Source organism: Mesorhizobium sp. B2-3-2, from assembly GCF_006442295.1.
Classification (GTDB): domain Bacteria; phylum Pseudomonadota; class Alphaproteobacteria; order Rhizobiales; family Rhizobiaceae; genus Mesorhizobium.
This window is the reverse complement of record NZ_VFWA01000001.1, coordinates 591,494-616,194: the sequence shown is the minus strand read 5'-3', so window position 1 is coordinate 616,194 and position 24,701 is coordinate 591,494. Positions and strand designations below refer to the sequence as shown.

The window sequence follows — 24,701 nt, the reverse complement described above, 5'->3', positions numbered from 1 at the left end:
CATTACTGGAACAAGTGCGCGGGGGCTCGCTCACCTTCAGCGGCTTGCAGGTACCCAAGGGTCTCGTTCCTCGAGTTCGGTCCCGCCCAACAGACGCAATCGATTGGAATGAGCATGCCTTGGCGACGGCACACGCCGAGATCTATTCGGCAAATGAAACAGTCACGTCGGAAGCCCTAGCCCACTTACAAGATCTGCTGCGAGACATTGCGTGCGACGTCCACCTGGACCTAGGTCCATACGGGGGATGGTGGTTTGCTGGACGGGCGGCCACGGAGACGTCGGCCCGGCACATGTCACCTGCTACTCGCGCGCATGCCCGTTGGGTCCTTGCAGGCGCAGGAATTCCTTCAGGCTCTTACTCAGACGACGAATTAGCAGCCGCGTTGCGCACCTTAAATGCACCGCATTGGCTAGAGTCCCACCGCCGTCTGGCCTTGACCCGAATTGCACGTGGCAGCGGGGACGCGAGATGACACAGCCGGCTCCCACCCCCCAGGCTGTCGAGCGGCTACGCGCCATCGGTGACCGCAAGTTGCTGGCCTTCTTCAACGAAGTAACCACAAAAACCAATCGGGCTTTGCTGAAGGTGCTGCCTAGCGTTGACGGATTTCGCGCGGACAGCGTTGCGAGCCTGCCGAAGCGCAAGCAGGCACTGCTCCATCACTTGTTCAAGAAAGGCGGTGCCAAGGCCAACAAAGCGCGGGCCGAAAACGCTTATTACTATCTTTGGCGGGGATGGGCGGAGCAGCACCTAGAGCATGTTGAAGGCCTTGCCGCGCTGCTGGATGGGATTGAAAGCGCCACGGCAAAAGAACATCCCCAGGTGGCTATGGATCAGCCACAAGCCGAGATTGAAGCGCTGTTCCGCAGCCTGCACGAGCAGTCTTTTCTCAACCGCTGTGACGCAGAGACGATCGCGCGACTGCTTCAGTTTAGTCCGTTTGAGATCACCGACACCCTTCAACTGTTGGCAAGCGGTGCAAAACCCTTGGTGGCGGTGGAGAAAGACCGGGAGTTGTCGGTCTTGCCAAACCGCATTCAGGACCATGAGGAGCGGCTGCAAAGCTTGCAGGGCGACATTCAGGCTTTGTCGGGTGAAATTGCGCGTTTAGCGGAAACCATTGCCGACCTTGTAGCTCGGCCAGTACCGGTAGTCGAGGAAGACGCTTCGGCTCGCGCTCTGGAGAGCGTGCTTTCCGAATTGGCGGCCTTGCGGAAAGAATTGGATGTCCAAGGCCAGGCTGCGACGCGCGTGTCTGCCGCGACGGAGGCTCGCCTGAAGACGGTTGAACACGGCGTCGCCGACCTCGAGGCGCTTTGGAGCGATACTGAAGACCGAACGGGCAAGCACGCCTCCGAGCTCCAACAACAGCTTACTGACATCGCTCAACGGATCGCCCAACTGGGCCAGGCCATTCACCCAGAGACCCCGCAGAGCGACATACCTGTCGTAGCATCGAGGCCTTCGCTCCGCGTTGTGCCGCTGGTCGAACAAACCGGTTCGATTAAGGCGCTTAATACTGGCTTGGAAGCTGCAGGCCTACTGGCGTCCAACTATGCTGCACTAGGGCTCAAGTCGCCTGGTGTGCTCACCGCCGCTGTTACCTGTAAAGTGCTGTTTTTCAAAGGATCATTTTCAACAGAACTGGCCCGCGTAACGGCAACGACACTGGCTGGGAAGCATGTTGTGCGGGCACGAGTGCCGGTGGGCTTCGTCGATGCGGCGACATTGGACACCGATGTAGCGAAAGCACTTGGCGGTCGGAACGGAGCAGTCGGTGCGCTGGTTCTGGAGCGAGTGAACAATGTACCGTTCGAACTGCTGGCTGATGCAACCGCGGACCTTATCCGGAACGAAAACGTCGTGGTGGTGGCAACACTCGCAGATGGAGTTACGACGTTCCCAGAACAGTTGCTCTATCTCCAGCTCGGGCCCGTCTTCGATACGGACGTTTTGGATTGGAGCGTTTTCCCAAAAGCAAATGCGACCGTGACCACCGGAGCATTGACGTCACTTGGTCCTAAAGACTTGTGGATGCAGATCTCCAACGGCAATGCGCAAAGCGAAGAATTGGTGCGGCTTTTGCGGCTGGGGCGTTCGTTCCGAAATCCACACGTCGAACGAACTGCCATTGCATTCATGAAGGCCCTTGAGGGCTTCCGCACTTCAGATGCTCCGACCTCACTCCAATCCGCCGCCTACGGCTGGTTGTGGCCGCTATGGCGAATGACCGGCTTGGCGTCCGAGGACATAGAAGAGGAACTGGACGGCGGGCGGGTTGACAGCGAAAACCATATCGACACACGGCTGCGACTTCTCCTCGACCTAGCTGGTATCAGGAGAGAGTAGCGCCGACATGACCCTGTCACTGCGTATCCTTTCCACTTCTGAAGTGCTGGCCGATGCAACGGCCGGCCTGTCGATCAGAGGATCCTCAGGGTCGGTTCGGCTCGCATTGATTGCTGCGCACCTGCGCGCTGCGTGCGAGGGTGAGGGAACGCGAAACGGTCACGGTGTTTTCACGGGCCGTCTCACCGATATGATTGAGAGGGATCTTGGAGGTTTGTTGGGACCTGCTGAGGCGCGCCCACTGGCCAAGCAGGTGCTGGAGGTGCTTGAGAAAGCCGGCGATCTTTGGCGCTCGCCCGGAGGTTACTGGCATGCGACGCCCCCGCGCGCAGTCTCTCTGCCAGATGGCCTGTCTTTCCTGCTTGGCGTGGTTCCGCATGGCGGCTTTATAGCCGCAGGGGCTTTTCGCTATGCAGGGGGGCGAGCCGGTGGAATGGTTGTGCAGGGTTTTGACGATTGGCTTGGTCGCGCCGAACCCATTGGCGTCTGGATGGCCAAGGCGCTCAGGAAATATCGTCCAGGTCTTCAGCACGCGGGTATCTCGGCCGGCCACCTCGAAATATACGCCCCAGACCAAGCTTCACGGCAATTGCGGTCACGCTGGATAAATCCCCAAGAGGTCGAGCTAGGTGGCGTCTCTTTGCGGTTATGCCGTGCTCAGGCTAAGCCAACATCGCTTTACGACCGCCCATACTATCTCGGGGAGTTTGAGCACACGGGTAACGGGTTATCCTTGCGGCGGGCAGTTCCAGTCGAGCATGAACATGCACGACGGTTCCGTTTTGCCTACGACGAAGCCTTGGGAGCTTCTCGGACGCTGGAACTCAAGCAGGCCGACGACATGGTGCAGGTTACTCTGGCCAGGGACCTGCCAATTGAGGAGGGGCGCGTTCTTGCGCTGGGTTGGGAGCTTGGAGGCGCTAGCCCCCCGTCAGTTTATCGCATGAGTTTTCCGGTCCAAGCGGTACCTTTCGTAGCGCATGCTCTCGGGCGGCTTGGGATTAAACTGAAAGGGACGGTGTCATGAGCAACGGGCCGAAGCAGCAAGAGCACGGCGTACACGCCACGGTGGGGCGGCTCGGCGAAAGCCTGCGAGCCTATATCGAAGCGCAGTACCATGTGCGCAACCCGGCACTGATTCAAGAACGGCGGCTTCTGCTAAACGAGGCAGGTACTGTCGCGCAGGTTCCGTTCATCGAGTCCACGCCCGTCTACGAACTCGGCGCTGCCTACGATCAACTTGACCTTCCACCGGTTGTGGCTACCGCTTTGCGGGACCTTGCCGCAGCAAAGGTCGGCCTATTTCCTCGGCCGTATGTGCATCAGGCACAGACGCTGCAAGGGTATTTTGGGGGCTCCGATCTTATCGTCGCCACGGGTACCGGGTCGGGTAAGACGGAAAGCTTCCTGATGCCGATCGTCGGCCAGCTTGTCCAAGAGGCGCGTGATCGGCCAGCCACAGCGTCGCTGGCCGGCTGTCGTGCTCTCTTGCTCTATCCCATGAACGCACTCGTCAATGACCAGTTGGGCCGAATTCGCCGGCTATTCGGTGACGAGAACGCATCTGCGATTGTTTCGGCCGGGCGGGGGCGGCCGGTCCGGTTTGGTAGTTATACCGGCCGATCGCCTTATCCAGGGTTGCGTTCGGGGAAACGCGACGGTGAGCGCATAGAGCCACTCTTCGAGGAATTTTACTTGCCCTTGATGGGACAGCCGGAGACGGTTTCAGGCCTTATGAAAATCGGCCAATGGCCGTCAAAGGACTTGGTCGCGTTCTACGGCAAACACCAGGAAGAGCTGAAGCCCAATCCCAAAGGGGGAGCGCCACGGCGTTATCATCATTGGAACCGCCGCCTCATCACCCAGCCAGGTGACCGTGAGATGATGACCCGCGACGAAACACAGCGGGCCTGCCCGGATATTCTGATAACAAACTACTCAATGCTGGAATACATGCTGATGCGGCCGATCGAGCGGTCCATCTTTCAGCAGACCAGGGATTGGTTGCATAGCAATAGTGCCAACGAGCTAATCCTGGTCTTGGATGAGGCGCACATGTACCGCGGTGCTGGTGGTGCGGAAGTCGCCCTTCTTATAAGGCGCTTACTTGCGCGCCTGGACGTTCCCCGTGAACGCGTGCGCTTCATTCTGACCAGCGCCAGCTTAGGCCAAGGCGCTGTCGCCGAGTCGGCCATAGAAGTGTTCGCCCGCAATCTCACGGGACTGCCGCAATCATCGGCCCGCAAATTCTCGGTTATCACGGGCACGCGCGAGCAACGGCAGGGCAGCGGGCTGTCCAGCGGCCGCGTGACCGACGTGCTCGCTGTATTTGATTTGGCGGCCTTTGACCAACACGCGACCCATCCGGAAGCTGCGCGAGGCGCAGTGGCAGCATTGGCTGCCGGGCTGGACTGGCCTGAACCTTTGACGGACGAAGACCTGCCGGACTATCTGTTTGCTAACCTTACGGGCTTTCCGGTGTTCGAAAGGCTCGTCGAGCTCGTTTCGGGAGAGGCCATAGCGCTGGGCCACCTACAGGAACAGTTGTTTGAGCACCATCCGGATGGCGCACGAGCACTCGCAGCACTGCTGGCTTTGGCCCCATTTGCGCGGCGTAGGGTGGATGGCCGGGTCTTGTTGCCCACCCGACTGCATATGTTCTTCCGCGGCTTGCCGGGGCTTTATGCATGCGTCGATCCGAAATGTGCCCACGCACGGCATCAGGGTCCCGATCGAATTCTTGGCAGGCTTCATACGCATCAACGCCGGCAGTGCCAGTGCGGTGCACGCGTCTTCGAGCTCCTGACGCACCGCGAATGCGGTTCTGCCTATCTGCGAGCCTATGCCGATCGACCGCAACCCGATTTCCTTTGGAGCACTCCGTCGGGGCCGTTCCGTGAAGGCCATCAGCCGCCGTTGGTCGAGGTAGAAATGCTGATGGAGCCCCCGAACCCGAGCTTTGGCGACTGCGTTGCGGCCTGGCTAGACATGCGCAGTGGCCGCCTTGACTATGGCGCCGAACAGCCAGCCCAAGGCTTTACCCGCCTCTATCTGCCCACGCAGAGCCACGATTGGACCAAAAACGGCGTCAGGTTTGCCAGTTGCTGCATCTGCGGTGAACCAACATTACGCAGCGAGACGTCCACTATTATGGACCACGCCACCAAAGGCGAGGCGCCGTTCGCCAATTTGGTTAAGACGCAATTGGATGGTCAGCCGGCCTCGCGTTTAGAAACGCGAGACTATCCGAATGGCGGCCGCAAGGTGCTGCTGTTCTCGGACGGTCGGCAAAAGGCGGCTCGGTTGGCTCGCGATATTCCGCGAGAGGTAGAGCAAGACATTTTCCGGCAGGTATTGGCGCTGGCTACGCGCATTCTGCGCGAGGCGGGTCGCGAACCGCGGCCGGAGCGGGGTCTCTACATCGCGGTGCTTAAGGTATTGAGCGACAGCAATCTGCCCATCTTCGACGGTAAAGACGCACAAGCAATCGAAGATCAGGTGCGGCGCCTCCAAAAGGACTATGCCGACCAGCCGATCGAGGAACTGCTGACGGAATTCGATCCTGGGCCACCCCCCAGCCGCTATACGATCGCTCTCCTCAAGCAACTATGCGGCCGCTACTACTCGTTAACTGGCACTACGGTGGGTTGCCTCCTTCCGGCACAACGGGCGTTGACGAAGCTTGTTGCTGCGATCGCTCCTTTGCTATCATCCCTTACGGTCGCAGATATGTCTGGGTTGGCCGCCGCGTGGTTGATACACGTGGCGGATAGCTATGCCTTTGATCATACCGTCGAGCCCAACGTGCGCGGAAAAGCGGCAGGTCGCTGGAGAGGTTCGTGGGGCAGTAGCGGCGGGTTTCCCAAGGCAATCCGGCCCGCGTTCGCGACTGCTCTGCTGACCGACCTAACCACTCTCGGTCTAATCGAGAAAGAACTCGCTGACCAACTTGGATTGACTGACGCGACGGGGGCAATTTTTATCGATCCCGCAAAGGTCGCGGTTCACATCGACTTGGACATGACGTGGTACCAGTGCGCGGACTGTACCGCTCTATTACCAGTGACCGTTCATAGACATTGCGCAGCCTGCGGTTCAGCATCCTGTGAGCCCATTACACCTTCCCAAAGCGAATACGTCCGCGCGAGAAAAGGTTTTTGGCGTGCGCCGGTGGAACGTGTGCTGACGGGTAGTGCACGGCTTCGCAGCATTTCCGTTGAAGAGCATACCGCCCAACTGTCGAACCGCGACAATGCGCGAGTTCATGCGACAACTGAGCAGTTCGAATTGCGGTTCAAGGATGTCCGCATTGCGAAGACCGACAAGCCAATCGACGTACTGAGCTGCACCACGACCATGGAAGTGGGTGTCGATATCGGCTCTTTGGTCGCCGTTGGTCTCCGCAATGTGCCCCCACAGCGGGAGAACTACCAGCAGCGAGCCGGTAGAGCGGGGCGGCGCGGCTCATCGCTTTCCACTGTGCTGACCTATGCGCAGAATGGTCCTCATGACGGGTACTATTACAACCATCCGAAGCAGATCGTGGCAGGCGACCCGCGCAATCCGGACGTCAAGATCGATAACCCGAAGATCGCGCGTCGCCACATCGCAGCCTACCTCTTTCAGACGTTTTTCCATAACTACATGGATCATCACGAGGTCACCGTCGGAGCTGGGTCTTCTGCCCTGTTCCGCGCCCTTGGCAAGGCTACGGATTTCTTCCTCGGTGAGCCCATGTCTGGGCTGGATATAGCGAGCTTCGATGCGTGGGTGCGACAGGATCTTCTTGCACCAACCGGCCGACTGCGTCCGCTGATCCGAAACTGGCTGCCGAATGATCTCCGCGTTGCCCCCCAAACGATCGATGCGTGGATCGGAGATGAGGCAGAAGAACTGCTGGCGACTCTCGACGGGTTCCGGGCTGAATTGGCAGCAGCAATAGGAGATGGCAAAAGCGTAGGTGAAGGTGGAGAAAACGCTGCCGAAAGCAGCGAGGCCGAGGATGAGCGTTCCGAACGCGAAGCCATTGCTGACCAGGAACTGCTTGAGTTCCTGTTCGCCAAAGGCTTGCTACCTAGCTACGCTTTCCCGACGGACCTATCGAGTTTCCTCGTGGAGCGCCTGGTTCAGCGAAACAATGAATGGAAGATGGAGGTCGTGGAACGGCCTCAGCAGTCCATTGGGAAGGCACTGAGCGAATATGCACCGGGGCGACTGATCGTCATCAACAAGGAAACTTATCGTTCGGGTGGTGTCGTGGCGAATACATTGCCCGACGTCGAAAACCGCGCAGAAGCGATCTTCGACGAGCGTCGCACACTGGTGCACTGCGAGAATTGCAGCTTTGTCGCAGACTTGGACGACCCTTTGCAAGGTGGGGCTCATTGTCCCGTGTGCAGCGGCGATCTGAGACGCACCCACATGGTAGTTCCGCAAGTTTTCCTCCCAGAGGATGGGAGGGCGCTCAAGGAGGATGATCGCGAGCAGGACATTACTTATGCTACCGCTGCGCAATTCCCCGTTCCGGTTGGCAAGGACGACCTGCCCAGCCTAAGAACCATCGGCCGCAACCTCACTTGTGTAGTCACCACGGACCGCCAACTGGTGACTGTCAACAAGGGGCAGGAGACCTCGGATGGTCGCGGCGGGTTCTGGATTTGCAACCAGTGCGGCCGCGCATCTGTCGACGAGCCCCCACATGCACCACACAACCGGCCGTATAAAATTGAATACTCGTACGGGAAGCCAAGGCCAGGGCAACTGTGCTCGGGTTCCTATGAAAACGTGTTTTTAGGGCACGTCTTCTCTACCGATTTGTTGCTGCTGCGGATCAACTTGAAACAGCCGCTCATTACCGACACGGGCGAACCGCTGCAGTTGAGAATACTGGAAGATGCGCTCTACTCGGTGGCTGAAGGCTTGCGGCTGGCAGCAAGCCGTCATCGGCAAATCGATCTCGATCCTTCCGAGTTCGGCGCGGGGTTCCGTGTCGTGCCCAACCGGGACGACCAAACGCTGCTGCTCGACGTTTACCTTTATGACACCTTGTCCGGTGGAGCAGGCTATGCCGACCTTGCTGCAAGGAACATTGAGGAAATCCTGCAACAAACTCTTGCGCTGTTGGAGCTGTGCCCCTCTCATTGCGAGACCTCGTGCGAGAGTTGCCTGCGGCATTATCACAACCAATATCTCAAAGACCGTCTCGATCGGTACCTCGGTGCTGAGCTGTTGCGCTATGCGCTTGATGGTACTTTGCCCGAGGAGAAGACACCGGAAGCGCAGGCCAATTTGCTGCGCAACCTCCGAAGGTTGCTTGAGCTGGAAGGCTTCAGTTGCGAAAGCCCAAGTACCATCGACGGGACTACGGTACCCTTGGTCGTACGTCATAGCGACCGGCGGGTGATCGTTGGCTTGCGTCCGGCGCTGCTCACCCCCGCATGGCGAAATCACTCGTTCGGACGGCTGCAAGCAGGGATATCGACCCTCGTGCTCAATGAGTTCATCCTTGGCCGGAATCTGCCGGATGAACACCAAGTGGTGCGTGGCGTGGTTTTGGGTAAGCAATAGGCCGGCTGAACGACAGTGAACCCATGTCGGGGCGCTGAAACGAGCCGTCCGCCATCGGTTGTTGGCAGTGGATCCAAAGCGACAATTTTCGGAGCAAGAGTGTCAATCCACTTGAGGCGAAAAGCGCCAAAAAAACGGCGTTGGACCTTGCACTCACCAGTCGCACCGAGCGTACCTCTGGTCCATTTAGACGAAACGCTCGTTCGCAAGATCATCGGAAGCCATTGCGAAATTAGCTACCGTCATCTGAATGGGCGCCCAGCCGACATGGCCGCGCAATGTCAGGAATAACGCCGTGCTTTTCCCGACGTCGAATTTTTCAACTTGATCCTGCGACCGCGTTGCCTCACATCTCACTCGCATGAAGCACGATGCCACCACCGCCCCATTCCACGTAGCCTCCACCTATGAGGTAACGGATAAGGTGTTCGTACTCGGCAGTCTGGCGAAAGGCGTGACCGTCTATCAACAACAGGTTCGGGCATTGAACCTAGCCTGGGCGCTGCGGGAACTCGATGTTCACGGGCGGCGGACCCTAAGCAACGTCGCGGTCATTGGCGGCGGTGCCGCTGGCCTCACATTTGCTGCAGCGATTTCGTCATTTCCCGGCGTGCAAGTTACCTTGTTCGAGCAAAGGTGGGACCTGTGCCCGCTCCAGCAGGGTTCCGATACCCGGTGGCTACACCCGTTCATCTACAATTGGCCGGCAGCGGGGAGCAGGAGGCCGAGCGCCAGCCTCCCGGTGCTAAACTGGACCGCAGGCAGGGCGTCAGACGTTGCGACCAAGATGCTTGACGCTTTTGGTGACCGGTGCACGGAGAACGAGAGCAATGGCCAGCCCGTTCCCAAAGTATTTCTCGGCCTGGGCTACTTAAGAGTGGATGCCCACCGAGGACAAGTGGAGTGGTTGGGCTTAGCTGCAGACCATGCGGGGCGGCACTTTCGCGCCGGTGAACCGGCAGGCGACCGCCAAAGCTACGATACCATCGTCGTTGCTGCAGGATTTGGCTTGGAAGCAGGCCAACCAACTCAAGGGGCTATAGCCTCAGGCTCCTACTGGCGGAATGATACTTTAGGGCAGCCGGTTCTAACCGGTGCTCGGCCGGTGTTCGTGGTGTCAGGCCATGGAGATGGCGGCGTGGTCGATCTCTGCAGGCTCACGATCGAACGCTTCCGCCAAGACACCATACTCGCCGAGTTGCTCGGAAACGATCTGGATGAGGTTGAAAAGGAACTACGTCAGGTAATTGGACCCATCGGTGGGCGGCTGCCCGGCAACGTTAAGAAAATGCTCGATTACGCATCTGCTCCTCTGGCGAAATATCTTTCCACCGCGACTACGACGTTACGGTCTCGGCTACGCAAAGATGTACGGGTGGTCTTGCACGTGAAGCCCGAGGATGGGCAGGACTGGAGCGTTGACCATCTCTTCGAGAACAAGAGTTCATTTCTAAATAGGTTTCTCCTGTACCTGCTCTATGACGCTGGGGCATTTGCGATAAGCCTCGAACCAATCGCCGAATTCGCGAAACGACAAGGCATCCCCAAAAGCCATATCGTGCAACGCCACGGCACGGGTTCATATGCTCACGTTCTCGGACTTTTCTCGGACCACACAAAAGTGGCGACGAGGCTCGCGAAATTGAAAGACAGTGACAATCAGTTGTCCGATGAGCTTTGGCTGCCCGGCTTTTTCTCTCCTGATCCAAGAGGATTAGTGTCATGACAACGGCGCCGCATCCGTTCGAACCTAAGCAAATCAAACCGCAGTACCCAGAGCCCGTCCCAGGAGCTTCGCAGTTGGTGGCGCTGCCTTTCACCGCGGCTGTGGCTGGGTATCTTCGAAGCGTCGGCATAGCCGATACAACGCGGGTCGTGCTCCACCGCGCGGTCAACCGCGAGGGCGGCGAATTTCTCCAGCAACTGAGCGCCTACTCTGGAATTCCTTACGACCCCAGAGGGGCAGGAAGAATGAACGCCGTTACGACCGGTATCATGGGAAAAGCTTTTGCGCTTCAGAAAATAGTGCGAACGCGAGCTTACCCCTCGTCTGAGGCACTGCTGACGGATCTGAAGAAAGACATGAAAGAAATTGGCGATGATCGAGACATCAAGACGGTGGCTCGGTCCTATCTTGCCGTCCCAATGACCTCGCCGGCCAAATCTGTCGTCGCGATACTTTATGCCGATACCTTCTCAATAAATGCGTTTTCGGATGAAGACAGGCTTAATTGCTTGATTGGTATGTGCGAAGAGTTTTGTCGACTTCTCGATAGCCTGACTGCACAATCGCTGCCGGGAATTCAAAACTTTGAACTCACCCGAGGTGCTCCGGTTGAAGACACCGCGACCGTTTACCCACGACTTCAGCAGGTGCTTGAGGACCGTGCAACGCCAAAATTCACTCGGCTAACGTCGCTCAATTTCGAAGCGGCGAGCTAGTGCTCCCACCAATATCGGCCCAATCTCGGCAGTTCGATGTCGCGTGGCAGCTCAGCACACATCAACGAGCATGATGGCACGTTAGGGCATACCTCATATGCAGCGGGTGCCCGCTGTGCTCATGGCCTTTATCGAGTGTCGGCGAGTTCTAAGCAGGACGTCACGGGGACTTTTGGAAATTGCTGAATTGACTGCAGAGCTTAGTTGCCATCGCTCCATCTATTCTCGCGTTCCGCTTGACGAGCGTAGTAGGGTTGCTCGACGATCGGCGACGAGAGGGGCCAATCAATGACCGAGAACGAGGACTGGACACCCGAGGCTGAGGCTGCAATCGGGCTATGCCAAGACTGGGCGAGGGATGTGACTGCGGCCATTCCATGCACCGTCTATCTTTTCGGGAGCGCCATTTATCAGGGGGGCGATCAGTTTGATGTCCAGCGAAGTGACCTAGACCTAGTCGTGGTGTTCCACGAAGACCTTGACGCAAGCGAGCGCGTTGAGCGGTTGCAGCAGCTCCAACTGTTCAAGGTGGGGCTCGAGCTGAGAATGGTTCCGTCGCTTCACCGGACTAACTGCGAGGAACCGGGCGTGAGCGTAGTGCCGGTAAGCAGTGTCGAGCTAGAAGCAAACATCCACAAAAGCGGGGCTCGGCGATTTTTCGACAAAAACATCTTCCTTGACCTCTCGACAGGAGAACAATCCCTAGGGTTGCCCGGCGCCGGTCTCGGCATCCTGCCCGACGAGAACAGGCAAGCCCTGGAGTATGTGCAGAAAGTTCGAAATCAATTCCTCGCCATCAGCGCCAACCAGACTGGCGGCATCGCTCCATTCGACGGGCCTGACCCGCTCCCCAAGTCGCTCGCCCGAGTAGCGGCACAGCTTTCCCCCGATGCCCGGGAAGGTGAGTGGTACGACACTCGCATTGGACTTGAATATCTCTCTGCCGAGCTATCGCGCCGCCGATCTGAGTCGGACGCCTTTAGGACGCTCTACCGAAAAATTTCGATAAGGCGTGGTGGCAGGGGCCAACGGCCCGCGTTATCCAATGCTGACCAACTGTTGCTTGCCGAGCTTCTCTATGACGTCGCGGCAAAGACGCCATTGGAGCCCGTTGCCACTTGGCAGATACGCTTCGAGGGCACGCCACCGACCGAGGCCGAGCGATCGCGCCTAGCCGAAGAACTGCGGCGGCTGGTTCCGGATGCCCAGATCCTCGGCATCTTTGTCGGAAGCATTATCATTCGGGTCCGAAGCTCGAAGCGGAGTTATGGCATAGTCCGCCGGTTTCAGGAACTAGGGATGCTGTCCTTCTTCTTCGCCGTCGAGACGGTGCAGATCTCGCCGCCCAGCGATCCGCGCGAGCCTATGGGGTTTGAGGGTATCGGCCCTATCGAGCGTATTGCCGCTTGGATCAGGGACTGGCGTCCGCAATCGAAGGAAAGCCTGGTGACCACGGAGGCAAGTCTCGCTGGTTGGCTCAATCAGCTTTTCGTCCGAGACCCGGCATTGTCCGATGCGACCATGTCTCGCATGGCTGCTGTGGGCGATGGCGCCAGTGCGGACTTCCTCCTCCGCCTAGGGACTCGCGTACCGGATGCGCTTCTGGCGATTGAACTGGTTCGACTGCGAAATCGTTCCAGCTTCTTCAGCCAGCTTGAACACGTGCTTCACTTCAGGGTGCCGACGATCTTAGTGGTCGTGGGAACAGACCAACAGATCGGCGGCTTGCGCGAAGACATCAATCGCCTCGCGCAGCTTAACGCGACGGTCCGCGTCGTGACCGTGGCGCTCGACAACGGCTGAGGGCAAACGGCAGTTCGGAAAAAATATCCTTGCCCAATGCCCCTGCTGATTGTCCGACCACATCCATCGGTGTCCAGTCATATCCGATAAAAAATGTGGGGTAAAATGAGGATTTATGCGACCGATATCGTCGTATTGTCAGCTATTGCAATAAGCTGGCAGCTTGACTGGCGGAGAGAGCGGGTTTCGACCGAGGGTAACTGACATCTGTCAGGGTAAAATACCCATTTCACACTATCGCGTGTTCAAAGATCGCGGACCCATCGTGCGTCGTTCTGCTTTCCGCTTCGAGCTTCGAGAGGAAGTGTGGCGAGAGCAGTAGTGCACAGAAGAAAATCCATCACATGACTAGACACTGATAGCTGCGTGCGGCCTCGAAGTCGGCTATGCAATGACTCTGCCGGCATTCTACAGGGGGATCCAATGGGGCCTGAAATAGACAACGCTCGCGCCTTGATCACGGCGAGCATTTCCTTTGCGCGGCAGAGCAATCGCGGCGAAGTTCGACGATCGCGGATGCCGGTGCCACAGCTGTCATTGCTTGCCCCTTTGCGAGCCCAAGCCCGCTCTCGAACTGGCGGAGCAGACTGATGCTGTCTCAGCCTCTTGCCGGTTCTGAGCAGCCGGAGGAATTCGTTCTTAAGACAGACCAGGCGCCCGAGTTCTGGCAGTTTCTGAACGGGCTACGTGGCGACGACCTGCTTGTAGAACTGATCGTCAATGAGCTCGACGCGCGTTCATCGCGAACCGAAATCCGGTTCGAACCTGACCAACTAGTCTGTCTCGGAAACGGCGATCCGATCGACGCGCCTGGGTGGGAGCGGTTGAGCTACATAAAAGGAGCAGGTCACGAAGTCGCGGCGAAAGTTGGCATGTTCGGGGTGAAGAACCACGGGCTAAAGGCGTGCTTCACACTCGGCAATACGATCACGCTGCGGTCCGCTGGCCAGCAGATCCTGCAAACACTGTTCAAAGATGGCGACAACAAACCTCCTTATCCCGGTGTACGGATACCGCCGCGTGTTGACCCGGGCGCGCCCCCCCGCGGTACCCAAATCGAAGTTCCATATCGTCGCTGTCGCTTCTCGGTGCCCCACGGCGAGGCCATCGAATTCGCGGCCGTGAGCGACCCGCAAATCGAGCGGATCTTTGATCAGGCCGTATCTACGCTGCCCAAACGCCTCCTAGGTGTCATGCGGCCCGGCATGCTTGAGCGATACGAGATAGTTCTCTCGCACCACAAATTGGGTTCTCACACTTTCGCGTTCAGGGCTGGGCGTTTGCGGAAGGAGTCTGGGCTGGTCACCTACTTCCGGGAGTGCAGCGAGACTCTCGCCGATGGCGAGAGGCTGCTCGAACGCGAGCAAGCCTGCCTCGCGCTATCGACCGGACGGTCGCCCGGAAAGGCTCAGTTTTTCCAAGGGACTGAATACCGATCGGCGGGCAAGCGGCTGTTTTCCAGCAGTGGTCTCGTGGTTGAAGTGGCCTGGGATGTGGATGCAGCTGGCAAGCTCAGGCTGGACAGGGGACGGTTGCGTTATCCCGTCGCATATCCGGAGGGTGATACAGGTTCATTGAGCGGAACCGCCGTGCACTACTCAGGGGCGTTTGTCTCTGATACCGAGCGGCACGAGCTCGCGGCGCAATCGGGCACATGGAACGATGCGATTATTTTGGCATGCGATGTGCTCTTTGCCGACGTCCTCGCCAAGCTGCTCATCCCGCGCCACGGCGCGAGGGCACTCGAACTGCTTGGCAACCTTGCCGGCGAACGGCTGCTGTCCTTCGCCAACCGCCTGTTGACGGCTCGCGCATTTCCAGCAATCGACGCGCAGGGCAAGCCTATCCGCCACAAAAGAGGGGCGCTGCTCGCCGTTCCAGTTTACAAGGGCAGGGGGGGCGAATGGTCTGCTGCACTCGCTAAAGTCGCGCCCGCCTCATTGCCTATCCTCGATCCAAAGACCCCTGCGGCGCTGGTCCAGCTGCTTGCAGCCGGAAGCTGTGCCGGATGGGGCAACGATCACCTTAGATACGACGGACAAGATGTGCTGGATCGCCTGGCGGCCTCTGACACCGAGCATTTCCCATGGCGAAGCGAGGCGGAGCGGCTTCGATCGCTGGGCGATCCGGCCATCGCGAAAGCGCATCTCGACGCGCTGCATCCTTTTTTGAGCGGCTTCGCCGTCGCTGTTCGCCCCAGCGGTGCTACCGCGTACCTACCGGATGGCGAGGGAATAATTCATCCCCTGTCGAGGCTGAAGCGTGGCGCGTCGATTCCATCCGAGCTCCAGCTCGATGTTCCTCCCACGATCCATCCTGATCTGCGCGGGCATGCGGTGTTCAAGCTCGAGGGCTGGCATCTTGAAAGCTACGTACTTCGCAACCTGCTGCGCGATGGTGATCTCGCAGATAAATCGGTCGCGATCCGCAAGCGCTTCTTCAGTTGGCTTGCCGCCAATCCGGACGAGCTTGCCCGCGACGACTGGCCGGCGGTCAAGAACCTACCGATCTGGCCTGCGGTCGACGGCACGGTGCGCGCTTTCGATGGCCTATGCTTGCCGGAAGCCAAGGTCGCGACATTGCTCGGCGACCACATTGCCAGACCGACGCGCGAGGTACGCGTGCTCTGCAAGAAGCTCAAGGGCAGCAGCGCCCGGCTGACCTTGCGCGACCAACCAAGTATATCCGAGGTTCTGGCCTTCTATTCGGATCGGCTCATGGCGTTTCCGACCGATCGCCCGCTGGAGGCAAATGAGCGCTCCGCTTTTCACGAACTCGAAACTGCGCTCGCAGTACTGGCCAGTTCGAAGCGGGGAGCAGAGGTGCTGCGCTCAGTACGCCTGAGAGCGGTCGGACTTAGCTTCGCGGGCCAGCTGAAGCCGGTCAACGTGCTCGTCCGAGACAGCGGCGAGACAGCCCGGCTGGTGCTTCAGCCGAAGGATCTGCTTGATCGCCCGACGCTCGACCTTGATGCCGTCATACCGCCAGCGCGCAGCCCGAACGCGCAGATGGTCCTCGACGCATTGCGTAGTGACCCCGGCAATGCGCGTGCGCTTCTGCCGCGGCTGGCTGTTATAACCGAGGCCGATGATCTCGAGATCGTCTCGGAAGCCTCCCAAATACCGTGCCTGCCCTTTGGAGGCGGCTTGGTCGCCCCGGATCGTCTTGCGTTCAAGGGCAATCTCGGCGAACTCTGGGGCGGATGGAAGCTCCAGATTAGCGGTGACGGCCTTGCCGACAATGTCCAGGAGCTTTATCGCAAGGCCGGCGTCATCCGAGGGATTCCGACACCGGAGACTTCGCGCGCCTATTTCGAATGGCTCAACGCGCAGCCCCAGGCGACGCTAATCGCCCAGATCGGCTGTATCATGCGGCACCTCCATCACCCGAAAGGCGTCGACACCTGGTTGATTCAGCCGCCCGAATTGGGCTGCATCCCGGTCGAGGACAATGGCGGGGTCGAACTGCTCACCGCCACGGTGGCACGTCGTATCGCGGTCGTCGATGACCTGCCCGAGCTCGCCGAGGCGATCCGCGCCGACACGCCCAACCCAAGATTGCGGCTGGCGATCCACAGCGTCCCTAACGTGCGAAACCCGATCGCCGATGAATTAAGGCACTGGCAAATCCCGGCCCTTTCGTCGCTCGCAACGGAGCCAGTCAACCCTGCTGGCCGTGGCCAGGAACTCGCTTCTGAGAGTTATCTCGAGACCGTCCTTGCAATGGCAGGCGCGAACGCCGGCAAGGTGTTCCGGAAGCAGCTGCAGGAATTCGATGTTTCTCAGAACCTGATCGAACCGCAGTTCCAGCGCCGGCTGCTAGCAATCAAGCGGGTAGTGATCGCGAGCGGTCTGACTGTCCAGTTCAAGGTGCGCGGCCGCCAATATCGAGCGGCACGCGAATGGGTCGTACTGCCGAACGAAATCTGGCTCGACCGCGACGGCGATCTCGACGACCTGCTGATGAAGGCCATCGCAGACATCGTATTCCTGAAGCCTCGGCTCCGATGGCTGAGTTCGGTCCTCAAGGACGCGCTTCGCCACCGCACCCGCGATTTTCGGGCGACAGAGGGACCGGACAGCTACGAGCAGGACGGCTATGACGAGAAATCTGCCGAGGAAAAACCCGGCGGATCTTCGCGGCCGCATCCAGGATCTGAGCCCGATCCGACACGCAACAATCCAAACCCGGGCGAGCTATATTCCGGCGGTGGCCTCCGCAACACTAGGCGGAGCAACGAAAGCAAGCGCCAGCAAGTGGTTGCCGAGGACATCCAGCGTGTGCAGCTCAAGACCGATCACTATGCGTCGCATTGTCAGATCGAGCTTGCTCGCCGATCTCCCGAGGAACTGGCGCCGGTCGGATCTTATGCGCAACATGCAGAAAACCGGATTCGTATGCTCGAAGGTCATCACCCCGACAAGACGTCGGCTAGTGGCGCGCGCCATGCCGGCAACCTTCTTATCCTCTCAAAGGTCAACCACGATGGGATTGGTACCCGATTGAGCCGCGCCGACGTTACGAAGGCACTTCGCGACAGGTGGACCTCGCACCGTATTGCGCGACCCGATGGATCGACCTGGCTCGAGGGCGGGATCGCGCGGGCCATCGATCGGGTATCGGGCGAGACCATTCCCATCTTCTTCACCAATTGGCATCGAGATTATTGGTTGAAGATGGCGCCGATTTGAGGAGCGCTGTTGCGAATGCCGGTCAAAGCTGCCACTCCTTCCCTACGCATACCGCCTTCTAGGTCTCTGGTTTTGGCAATCAATCACATGGCCCCCGCAGAAGACGCCCGGCCAATTGGCGGCAGCACCTCCCGACAGACCAGCCCCTTCTGTCGGAAGGTAGATGAGCAGCGATGCAATCACCCCTTGAGAAGATTGCGAGCGATGTACAGGGCGCAGTTCCTAGTCGGAGCCGAGGAGTACCCAGTAGACTCGCCCTTCTGCACAGATTCCTGATGGCGTCTTGACCGTCAGCTTGGGGTTGTTGCCGCCTTCAGTCTTGGCCAGGCCGAGCCTGCGCAACTCCTGCATCATGGCCTTGTGGTCTTCGAACTCCAACTGAAACCGTTCTGACGGGATGAGCACCGCCTTTTTTCCGTCCCGGCGGAGCAAGTACCCTGGCGATCGACTGAATTTCTTAAAGCTAACGGGGCCTGACATGGTCTTGACCCGTACGATGTCGTTGCCATGCTCCTGAGCGTACTTCTTCACGCGCTCCAGGGCGGAGGAAGGGGTGCTTCCGGTTTTCACCGATCGCCCCTCCATCCGATCGAACACATTGAGCAGGCTATTCGTCAGACCTCCCCATTCCTCAGGCAACAGCCCCCATTTCCGGGCGAGTGTGCCTGCCGCAAAGATCATCGCGAAGATGGTTTTGACGCGCTCGGATGTACCGTCAGTTCTACGACGCTGACTGAGCTGCCCGAGGAATGCAGACATCCGTTTCGCGATTTGCGTTCGAAGCTTATCCTCGTCCTCGGCGGCAGCTTCGACCAGCCGAGCGGCAAAGATCCTCCCAGGATGGGCGTAGTTTCGAGCGCAATGTTTGCGAAGATGCGCTGCAGCTTCGCTCACATTCTCGTAGCGGTCGGGAACGGTGTCCAGAACTCCGCTCGCTTTGTTGACTTTGATCGTCACCATCCGAGAGCTCACGGCCCCTACAACCTCCTTCGATGCCTTGACCAAATGGCCAAGCGCCTCGTTGCTGGTGCTCAGCAGGGCCATGCGGATGTCAATTCCCGTCAACCAAGCGTCCAGGGAGCCTGCGACAGCGAATTTAGGATTGGTGTCGAAGGCGACGATGATCTTCTCATGGTGGTCCTTCGGAGAGGCTATCGTCCCGTCTCCGAAGACAAAAGACTTTCCGCACCAGCCCGAGTGCCCAGCGACGTTGGCTGGCCTGTAGTCCGACGCATCCTCGATGAGTTTCTTGAAACGGTTCTTAGATTTGGTCATCAACAGTGTGCTACCCGGGCCACTCAGCTTGGCAAAAACTGCCTTCTCGTTGACTAGAAGTTCCTCCAGCGAGAACCAGGTCGAGCGCGCGTCCGTCCCATAGTTCACCCAATGCGTTCCGTTCTGGTCCTTGACTAAGTCGAGAATGTATGGCTCCCGCCTCGCTCCATTGTGTTTAGCGGGGCCAGCTCTATCTTCTGTCGGACCCGGTCCATTTGATTCTAAAGTCATGATTTACCGTTCCTTCTTCGCGTAGGTTCCCACCTTCCCACCCTGAACGAGTGACAAGCGTAAAATTTGGAGGGTGGTCGTTCATCAAAGTTTGTACTGACGCAGTGTTGTCGTGAGAATGCTCTTAGTATACTGCCCGATGCACCTCATGAGAACGTGTTCGTATGATTTACGCTCGACTTCGGCTAATCGAGAAATACAAAAATCTATCGTGAGAGAATGAAATGCCCTGATCGATACGTGCACTTGTTGGCGATCATCACATCTGCCAGCTCTTGTTTGTGCAGCCAGGCAAGAGCTTGGTTGTGATAAGGGACGTCGATCCTGGTTGCCTCGCGGCTTCTTTTTTTCTTGCCGTTGATTTCGATGACGGCTCTCTCCGGCCAGAAGGCTTTGAAAAGGTAAGACAGTTGTTCGCGCCGGTCGTTCACCGACTGTGCCACGATAGGAGGTGCGCCTGTAGATGTCCGCACATAGCCCCATCGCCCCTTGAGCGCAGGTCGGATCGCTTGACCCTTCTTGCGGGTCGTCAGCAGGTGCCAGTGGAGTTGGTATCTCCGGCTGGTGGGCTCGAACTCACCGTGCAGGAAGCCAACCAACAGTCCTTTGCGGGCTAGGATCCCGGCTCTCTCGAGATGGGTTCGGAACTCGCGCTTGATTGCTGCTGCGCTCTTCCTATGGAGGGCTGCTGGGCTGAAGAGCCAATGGCGATTGATAACGGTCACGACGTTGAGATCGTCGTCAGGGATGTCCTCGACAGCCTCGAGCAGAGCCCCAATCATGTCCGCCCGGAGTTCCCGCATGTGGAGAGACGAGGCCAAGGTCGGTTGCGGCTCTGGGCTGATCAGGCCGAGGCGCAGAACCCTTTGAAGGTCTTTGGTCCGCGGTCCATATTTCCGGCAGGCTTGAAGCAGTTCGAGGCGTGTTTGGTCCTCGTTCAGAGAGAACGAACGCGATTCAAAATAGCGCGCGTCATCCTCCCACTCGTGGATGGGTGGCATGTGGTTCACCGTGATGTTGGATTGGGTAGGCGCTCGGTCAGTCGCGACCGACGTCTGAGGTACTTCTGCGAACGTTCGAGGCTTCAAATTCCTCGATGTCCGACGGCCGGTAACGGACAGATCGTCCGATCTTCACAAACGGAATCCCCGGATTGGCACCCGACACTCGCGCGTTCCTAAGTGTCTTGACCGAGAGTTTCCAGCGAGCTGCCAAGTCGTGTTCATCAAGAAGGCGTTCAGATCCCTGGACCCCCCTTGAGGCCCGGTGGGCTGTTCGTCGATTTCCATTTGGTCGTGCTCCGTGTTTGGGACACGACCTATTTACCGCCGCGGCAATTGGCTAATTAGTCCAGGTCATAATTCTAGAAAATAATTGCGCAGGAACTGGTGTCAGGCTTGACAGCGCGATCGCTCACGGCTGCTTCGACGCCAGCATTTTCTGGATGCTGTCGAAGAGAAACGTCTTCAACTTGGCCCTGTCGTTTGCGAAGGCTTCCCGGTCTGCCTTCGGTCGCGGCCCTGGTGTTGCTCTCTTGGCGGGCGCGAGACTGTCGTCATTCCAGAGCGCCCTAAAGCCTACGTCGTTGAGTGCGAGGTGAGGCTCGAACGCCCTTGCCACCTCGTCCAGCAAATCCCAGAAAGGTTCTTCAACAAGGGTGTAACCCTTCAGGGCTGCTCGTTCAGCAATCGCAGGCAGTAGAGGCTTGAAAATGGCTCTTCCGAAGGTGCGATGTCTTGGACCATCCCCGTTCTCTAGCCAGCGGGCGAAGGATTTTTCGTCAACCAGAATCCAGCGTTTATGCTTGGTATCGTTTTTCGTTATTCGAACCGTACCGGTGTAAAACGCACGCACCACCTGGGCGGCGAAGACGCTTAGGTGTTCGATCGGTGTGATTTGACCGTCCGGTGCGATCAGAAGCACTTTGAACGCCTCTGCCTGAATGGCTTTCGAAAGCTCTTTGAGAAGCTTTTTGTGCTCCCGGGAGGCCGAACGAAATTCTTTTCGTTGGGGTCCTCGAACGACTATTCGGCGATCTACACGATCGTACGGGCGCTTTCTGCTAACGCGATATCGGTAGAAAGCTCGCTTTCGTGAGACGTATTGAAAGGGAAAACAGCGAAGCCCAACGATTTCGTCCCACACAGAGCCAAGGCGCTTTGAGCCAAACCTATCCAGACATTCGTCCAGGTAGAGGAAGCGATGCGGCGCCACCAAGCCCTTGGTGTCAAGAAACTGTAGGCGCGTACGCGCCGCTTGAGGCGATACGGCTTGGTGTGCTGGATCTGCCTTAGACGGCTCAAAGCCCGCAATGTCCTCCGGCATTTGTACCCCAAGAAGAAAAATCGCTGAGAACCTACCGAGCAGTACCGGCCTCTGACAACTGTTCAGGAAAAGGAGATTGCAAACTTATAGTCTGCTTCACGCTCGCCTTTCAGATGGCCGACGCGCTCTTCACCGAAATCGAGGAGTTTCTCCTCACGCAATCGGGTGGGAAGGCTGCGATACCAGTTGGTCAATTCGCTATGACCGCGGGTTCGAAATAGCGGTCCGCTACAATTCCCGAATTTGCGCGTCGAAACTCACATTTCCATTCTTCTCCAGACATCATTGGACACTGCCTCTGCGGCAGACGCCAAGGCCGCATCTGGCCTGTGGATGTAGCGAGATGTCACTCCTCGACCCTTGTGACCAAGCAGGCCTGCGATCGTGCCGTCTGAATAGCCCAGTTCGGAAGCCACTGATGCAAAGGTGTGTCGCAACACGTGGCAGGTCACGTCTAGAAGGCCGGCAGATCGAAAGACGCGCGGCGCTTCCTTGTTTAGACCCTGGTAGTGGATTTCTCCCTTAGCCCCCGGGAACACGAAGGATCGTCCTTCGATCCTGGAGTGTGCGATTAATAATTCGACTGCATTGTTTCCAATTGCACGAAGACTCCTGCCCGACTTGGTATCTTCAAGCCGAAGGCATTTTTGTTCCAGGTCCACCTCGGTCCATTCCAAGTTCGTAATCTCACTCGACCGACACCCGGTCAGGCAAAGCAGTTGGATGATGGCAAGCGCATAGGGGTGGAAGGGTTTGTCCTCTGGGTCGACCCCAGCCCGGATCCGAGTTCCTAAAGTAGCTAGCTCGCTGTCATTGAGGAACCTCTGTCGCGGCTCACTTCGGTATCTGCGAACTCTGTGTACCGGGTTAGCCACTACGATCCCCTCATCGACAGCCCAAGTCATGATCCCTGAGAGCAGGTCGGCGACCCGGGCAGCGGTGGCTGCGCCGCCGGTGACCAACGCGCGGCCCCTGGCTTTCGTTTTGATTGTCGCGGCCGTCTTTCCCACTGTCACGTCCTGGATCATCCGCTTCACGATACGGGCGTCCACGTCCGCAACTCGGGTGGACCCGATGAGTGGCTTAATGTGCCGTTCAATGCGGCCGACATCGATATCGAGAGTTGAGGTCTTCTTTGGCCTATTGAACCTGGTCAGAATGGCGCCGGCCCTTGCAGCAACCATGTATCGGTCACAGAGTTCGGCCATTGTCTCGCGTGCACCGCCGGCTTTGGCATCGTCACGGCTACCGGATGGATCCTCGCCGGAGGCAACCCGTCCCAGAAGCTTCTTTGCCTCCAACCGCGCCAGCTCAACGGTCCAGGGGGACCCGAACCGACCAATGGTGTACCATCTTTGGCGTCCCTTCATCGAATACTTGAGTACGAAAACGGCATCGCGGCGCTGCTTGCGAACTCCAAATCCAAGGATGCTTCCCTTTCCCGCATCCCAGAGGAGTGTTCCGGGGGCAAGCTTTTCAACGTCGGTTTTCGTAATAGGCATACATTCCCCCTAGCTACAGACTAGCAACAGGTATGAAGGGAAATCGAGAGGCCTACAAGGTAGCAGCTATGAAAAAAATATAGCAAAAACAATACATGAGGGTAGGCGAGGGACCTGCTAGGAAGTGCGCGCGCTTCGTTTACACCGAAGATGTCGGCGGTTCGAGCCCGTCATCGCCCACCATTGCGGTACCATGTCAGTTGCAGGGCGGCGGCATTCTGGCGCCGGTAGCCACTCGTGCCGCCATTTCCTTCCGCCGCGACGAGATCTTGTGCTGCCGCTCCGCTTCGTCGCGGCGCTGCTTGTGCGCGCTCTTTCTGGCACCGGGAAACTGGCGCAGTTCGACTTTCTTGACACGCGCAGCACAGCACTCAATTTCGAAAGCTGCAATGATAACCAGGCCTCGCAAGGCATCATATCGGCAACCTCGTCGTGGCTGGTCGTTACTGGCGTGGTCGGGACATTCGTTCAAGAGACCATCACCTATCCTGGGGGCAGCGGTACGATTTTCCCCACATCTACGCCGGGGAAGCATAAGGCCATCCTCACGACGACGGGGCCAGCTGCCGCCGCCCTCATCACGGGTTCGACGTCGGGCGCAACTGCAACTGTGAGCTCGGTTACTCATCCCCATGCCCTGGGAGATATCCGCGTCTATCTTCAAGGCGAGGCGCACCTTTTCAGCGACATCAATGTTGTCGGGGGGGCGCGCCACTTGTGCTCGATGCGGTCAGCTACACGATTGGAAACAGGCCGCTCACATGCGTTTTCTCTGCCTGCTTGTTCGACAGTGGCAAGTCGGCCGGGGCGACGGTTTCGAAATCTGTGGGAACCAAATTTCAAGGATGCTGGTTCTCGAATCGCCCGTCTGATAATGATGTTTATATCGCCAGTAGCTACGTTTGAGGATTGCCAGTGGACGAACAGCTGGAAGAAAGCCGTGCTGTCCGACACTGGGTTTGTGGTCACGCAGATCAAGGGCGGGTTCGTCGCTGATTTCAACAGGTCCAACACTGCGAATCTTCCCGCCATTCACTTCGCTGGCGGTTCTTCCGGCACTGTCCGCGATGTCGTCATAGGCAGCGCGGTGGGCTATAGTGGTAACGCGCTTCGCGGCGTTCAGATCGAAGTCGGCTGTGACGTCACTCTGGACAATGTCGACGCATCGCTATGCACGACACCGATAGTCGATAGCAGCGGAGGTACAGCGAAGATCCGCAATTGCGCCGGATACAAGACGCGCAATCGCGGGACGGGAACCATGCCCACGGGCGGCTCCGTGATCATCACGCACGGGCTTGGCGCGGCACCGAACAGCATCGTTGTGACGCCAAAGGCCGACCCGCTGGTTCGCTACTTCGTGCCTACCGCGAACATCACCGCAACCTCGTTCATAGTGGCTTGCAACGCCGGTCCTGGCAGCGCGTGGGACTTCTTCTGGGAGGCGTCAACGGCGTCGGCGGCTTAAAGTTTTGAAAGAATGGCATTCCCGATGCACTTGGACTGGAATCT

The 24,701-nt window shown here is 58.3% G+C and carries 12 protein-coding genes; 8 read left to right on the top strand and 4 right to left on the bottom strand.

What is annotated here, in order from left to right; all coding sequences use genetic code 11:
* The first annotated feature begins 472 nt into the window (after window positions 1-472).
* The 7 genes from FJ964_RS03050 (at window position 473) to FJ964_RS03020 (ending at window position 17,856) form a co-directional block, all read left to right on the top strand.
* Window positions 473-2,353: a hypothetical protein gene (locus FJ964_RS03050; protein ID WP_140549005.1), complete on the top strand. Its 1,881-nt coding sequence runs from the start codon at window positions 473-475 to the stop codon at window positions 2,351-2,353.
* 7 nt (window positions 2,354-2,360) lie between these two features.
* Window positions 2,361-3,380: a hypothetical protein gene (locus FJ964_RS03045; RefSeq protein WP_140549003.1), complete on the top strand. Its 1,020-nt coding sequence runs from the start codon at window positions 2,361-2,363 to the stop codon at window positions 3,378-3,380.
* Window positions 3,377-8,920, top strand: a complete 5,544-nt coding sequence (locus FJ964_RS03040; RefSeq protein ID WP_140549001.1) for a DEAD/DEAH box helicase — start codon at window positions 3,377-3,379, stop codon at window positions 8,918-8,920. Before FJ964_RS03045 ends, FJ964_RS03040 begins: the two co-directional genes overlap by 4 nt.
* A 361-nt stretch (window positions 8,921-9,281) precedes the next feature.
* On the top strand, window positions 9,282-10,646 hold the full coding sequence (locus FJ964_RS03035; protein ID WP_140548999.1) for an NAD(P)-binding protein: 1,365 nt from the start codon (window positions 9,282-9,284) through the stop codon (window positions 10,644-10,646).
* Window positions 10,643-11,362: a hypothetical protein gene (locus FJ964_RS03030; RefSeq protein WP_140548998.1), complete on the top strand. Its 720-nt coding sequence runs from the start codon at window positions 10,643-10,645 to the stop codon at window positions 11,360-11,362. Before FJ964_RS03035 ends, FJ964_RS03030 begins: the two co-directional genes overlap by 4 nt.
* A gap of 288 nt (window positions 11,363-11,650) precedes the next feature.
* Window positions 11,651-13,165: a hypothetical protein gene (locus tag FJ964_RS03025; RefSeq protein ID WP_140548996.1), complete on the top strand. Its 1,515-nt coding sequence runs from the start codon at window positions 11,651-11,653 to the stop codon at window positions 13,163-13,165.
* A 590-nt stretch (window positions 13,166-13,755) separates the two neighbouring features.
* A complete protein-coding gene (locus FJ964_RS03020) occupies window positions 13,756-17,856 on the top strand; it encodes a hypothetical protein (protein ID WP_140548994.1) in 4,101 nt (1,366 codons plus the stop codon).
* 222 nt (window positions 17,857-18,078) lie between these two features.
* On the opposite strand, the gene FJ964_RS03015 is transcribed toward FJ964_RS03020, so the two are convergent.
* The 4 genes from FJ964_RS03015 to FJ964_RS02995 all read right to left on the bottom strand — a co-directional run bounded on the left by FJ964_RS03015 (window position 18,079) and on the right by FJ964_RS02995 (window position 23,189).
* Window positions 18,079-19,239, bottom strand: coding sequence for a DUF927 domain-containing protein (locus tag FJ964_RS03015; protein WP_181172344.1), 1,161 nt, complete (start codon window positions 19,237-19,239; stop codon window positions 18,079-18,081).
* A gap of 329 nt (window positions 19,240-19,568) precedes the next feature.
* Window positions 19,569-20,363 carry a hypothetical protein gene (locus FJ964_RS03010; protein WP_140548990.1) on the bottom strand — a complete coding sequence of 265 codons (795 nt, stop codon included), beginning with the start codon at window positions 20,361-20,363 and terminating at the stop codon, window positions 19,569-19,571.
* Between the two features lie 412 nt (window positions 20,364-20,775).
* Window positions 20,776-21,687, bottom strand: a complete 912-nt coding sequence (locus FJ964_RS03000; RefSeq protein ID WP_140548988.1) for a hypothetical protein — start codon at window positions 21,685-21,687, stop codon at window positions 20,776-20,778.
* Window positions 21,688-21,944: 257 nt separating this feature from the next.
* Complete coding sequence (locus tag FJ964_RS02995) at window positions 21,945-23,189, bottom strand: site-specific integrase (protein ID WP_140548986.1); 1,245 nt, start codon at window positions 23,187-23,189, stop codon at window positions 21,945-21,947.
* A 271-nt stretch (window positions 23,190-23,460) separates the two neighbouring features.
* On the opposite strand from FJ964_RS02995, the gene FJ964_RS02985 reads away from it, so the two are divergent.
* Entirely contained in the window at window positions 23,461-24,657 is a 1,197-nt protein-coding gene (locus FJ964_RS02985) for a hypothetical protein (protein WP_140548984.1), read from the top strand.
* Window positions 24,658-24,701: the final 44 nt, after the last annotated feature.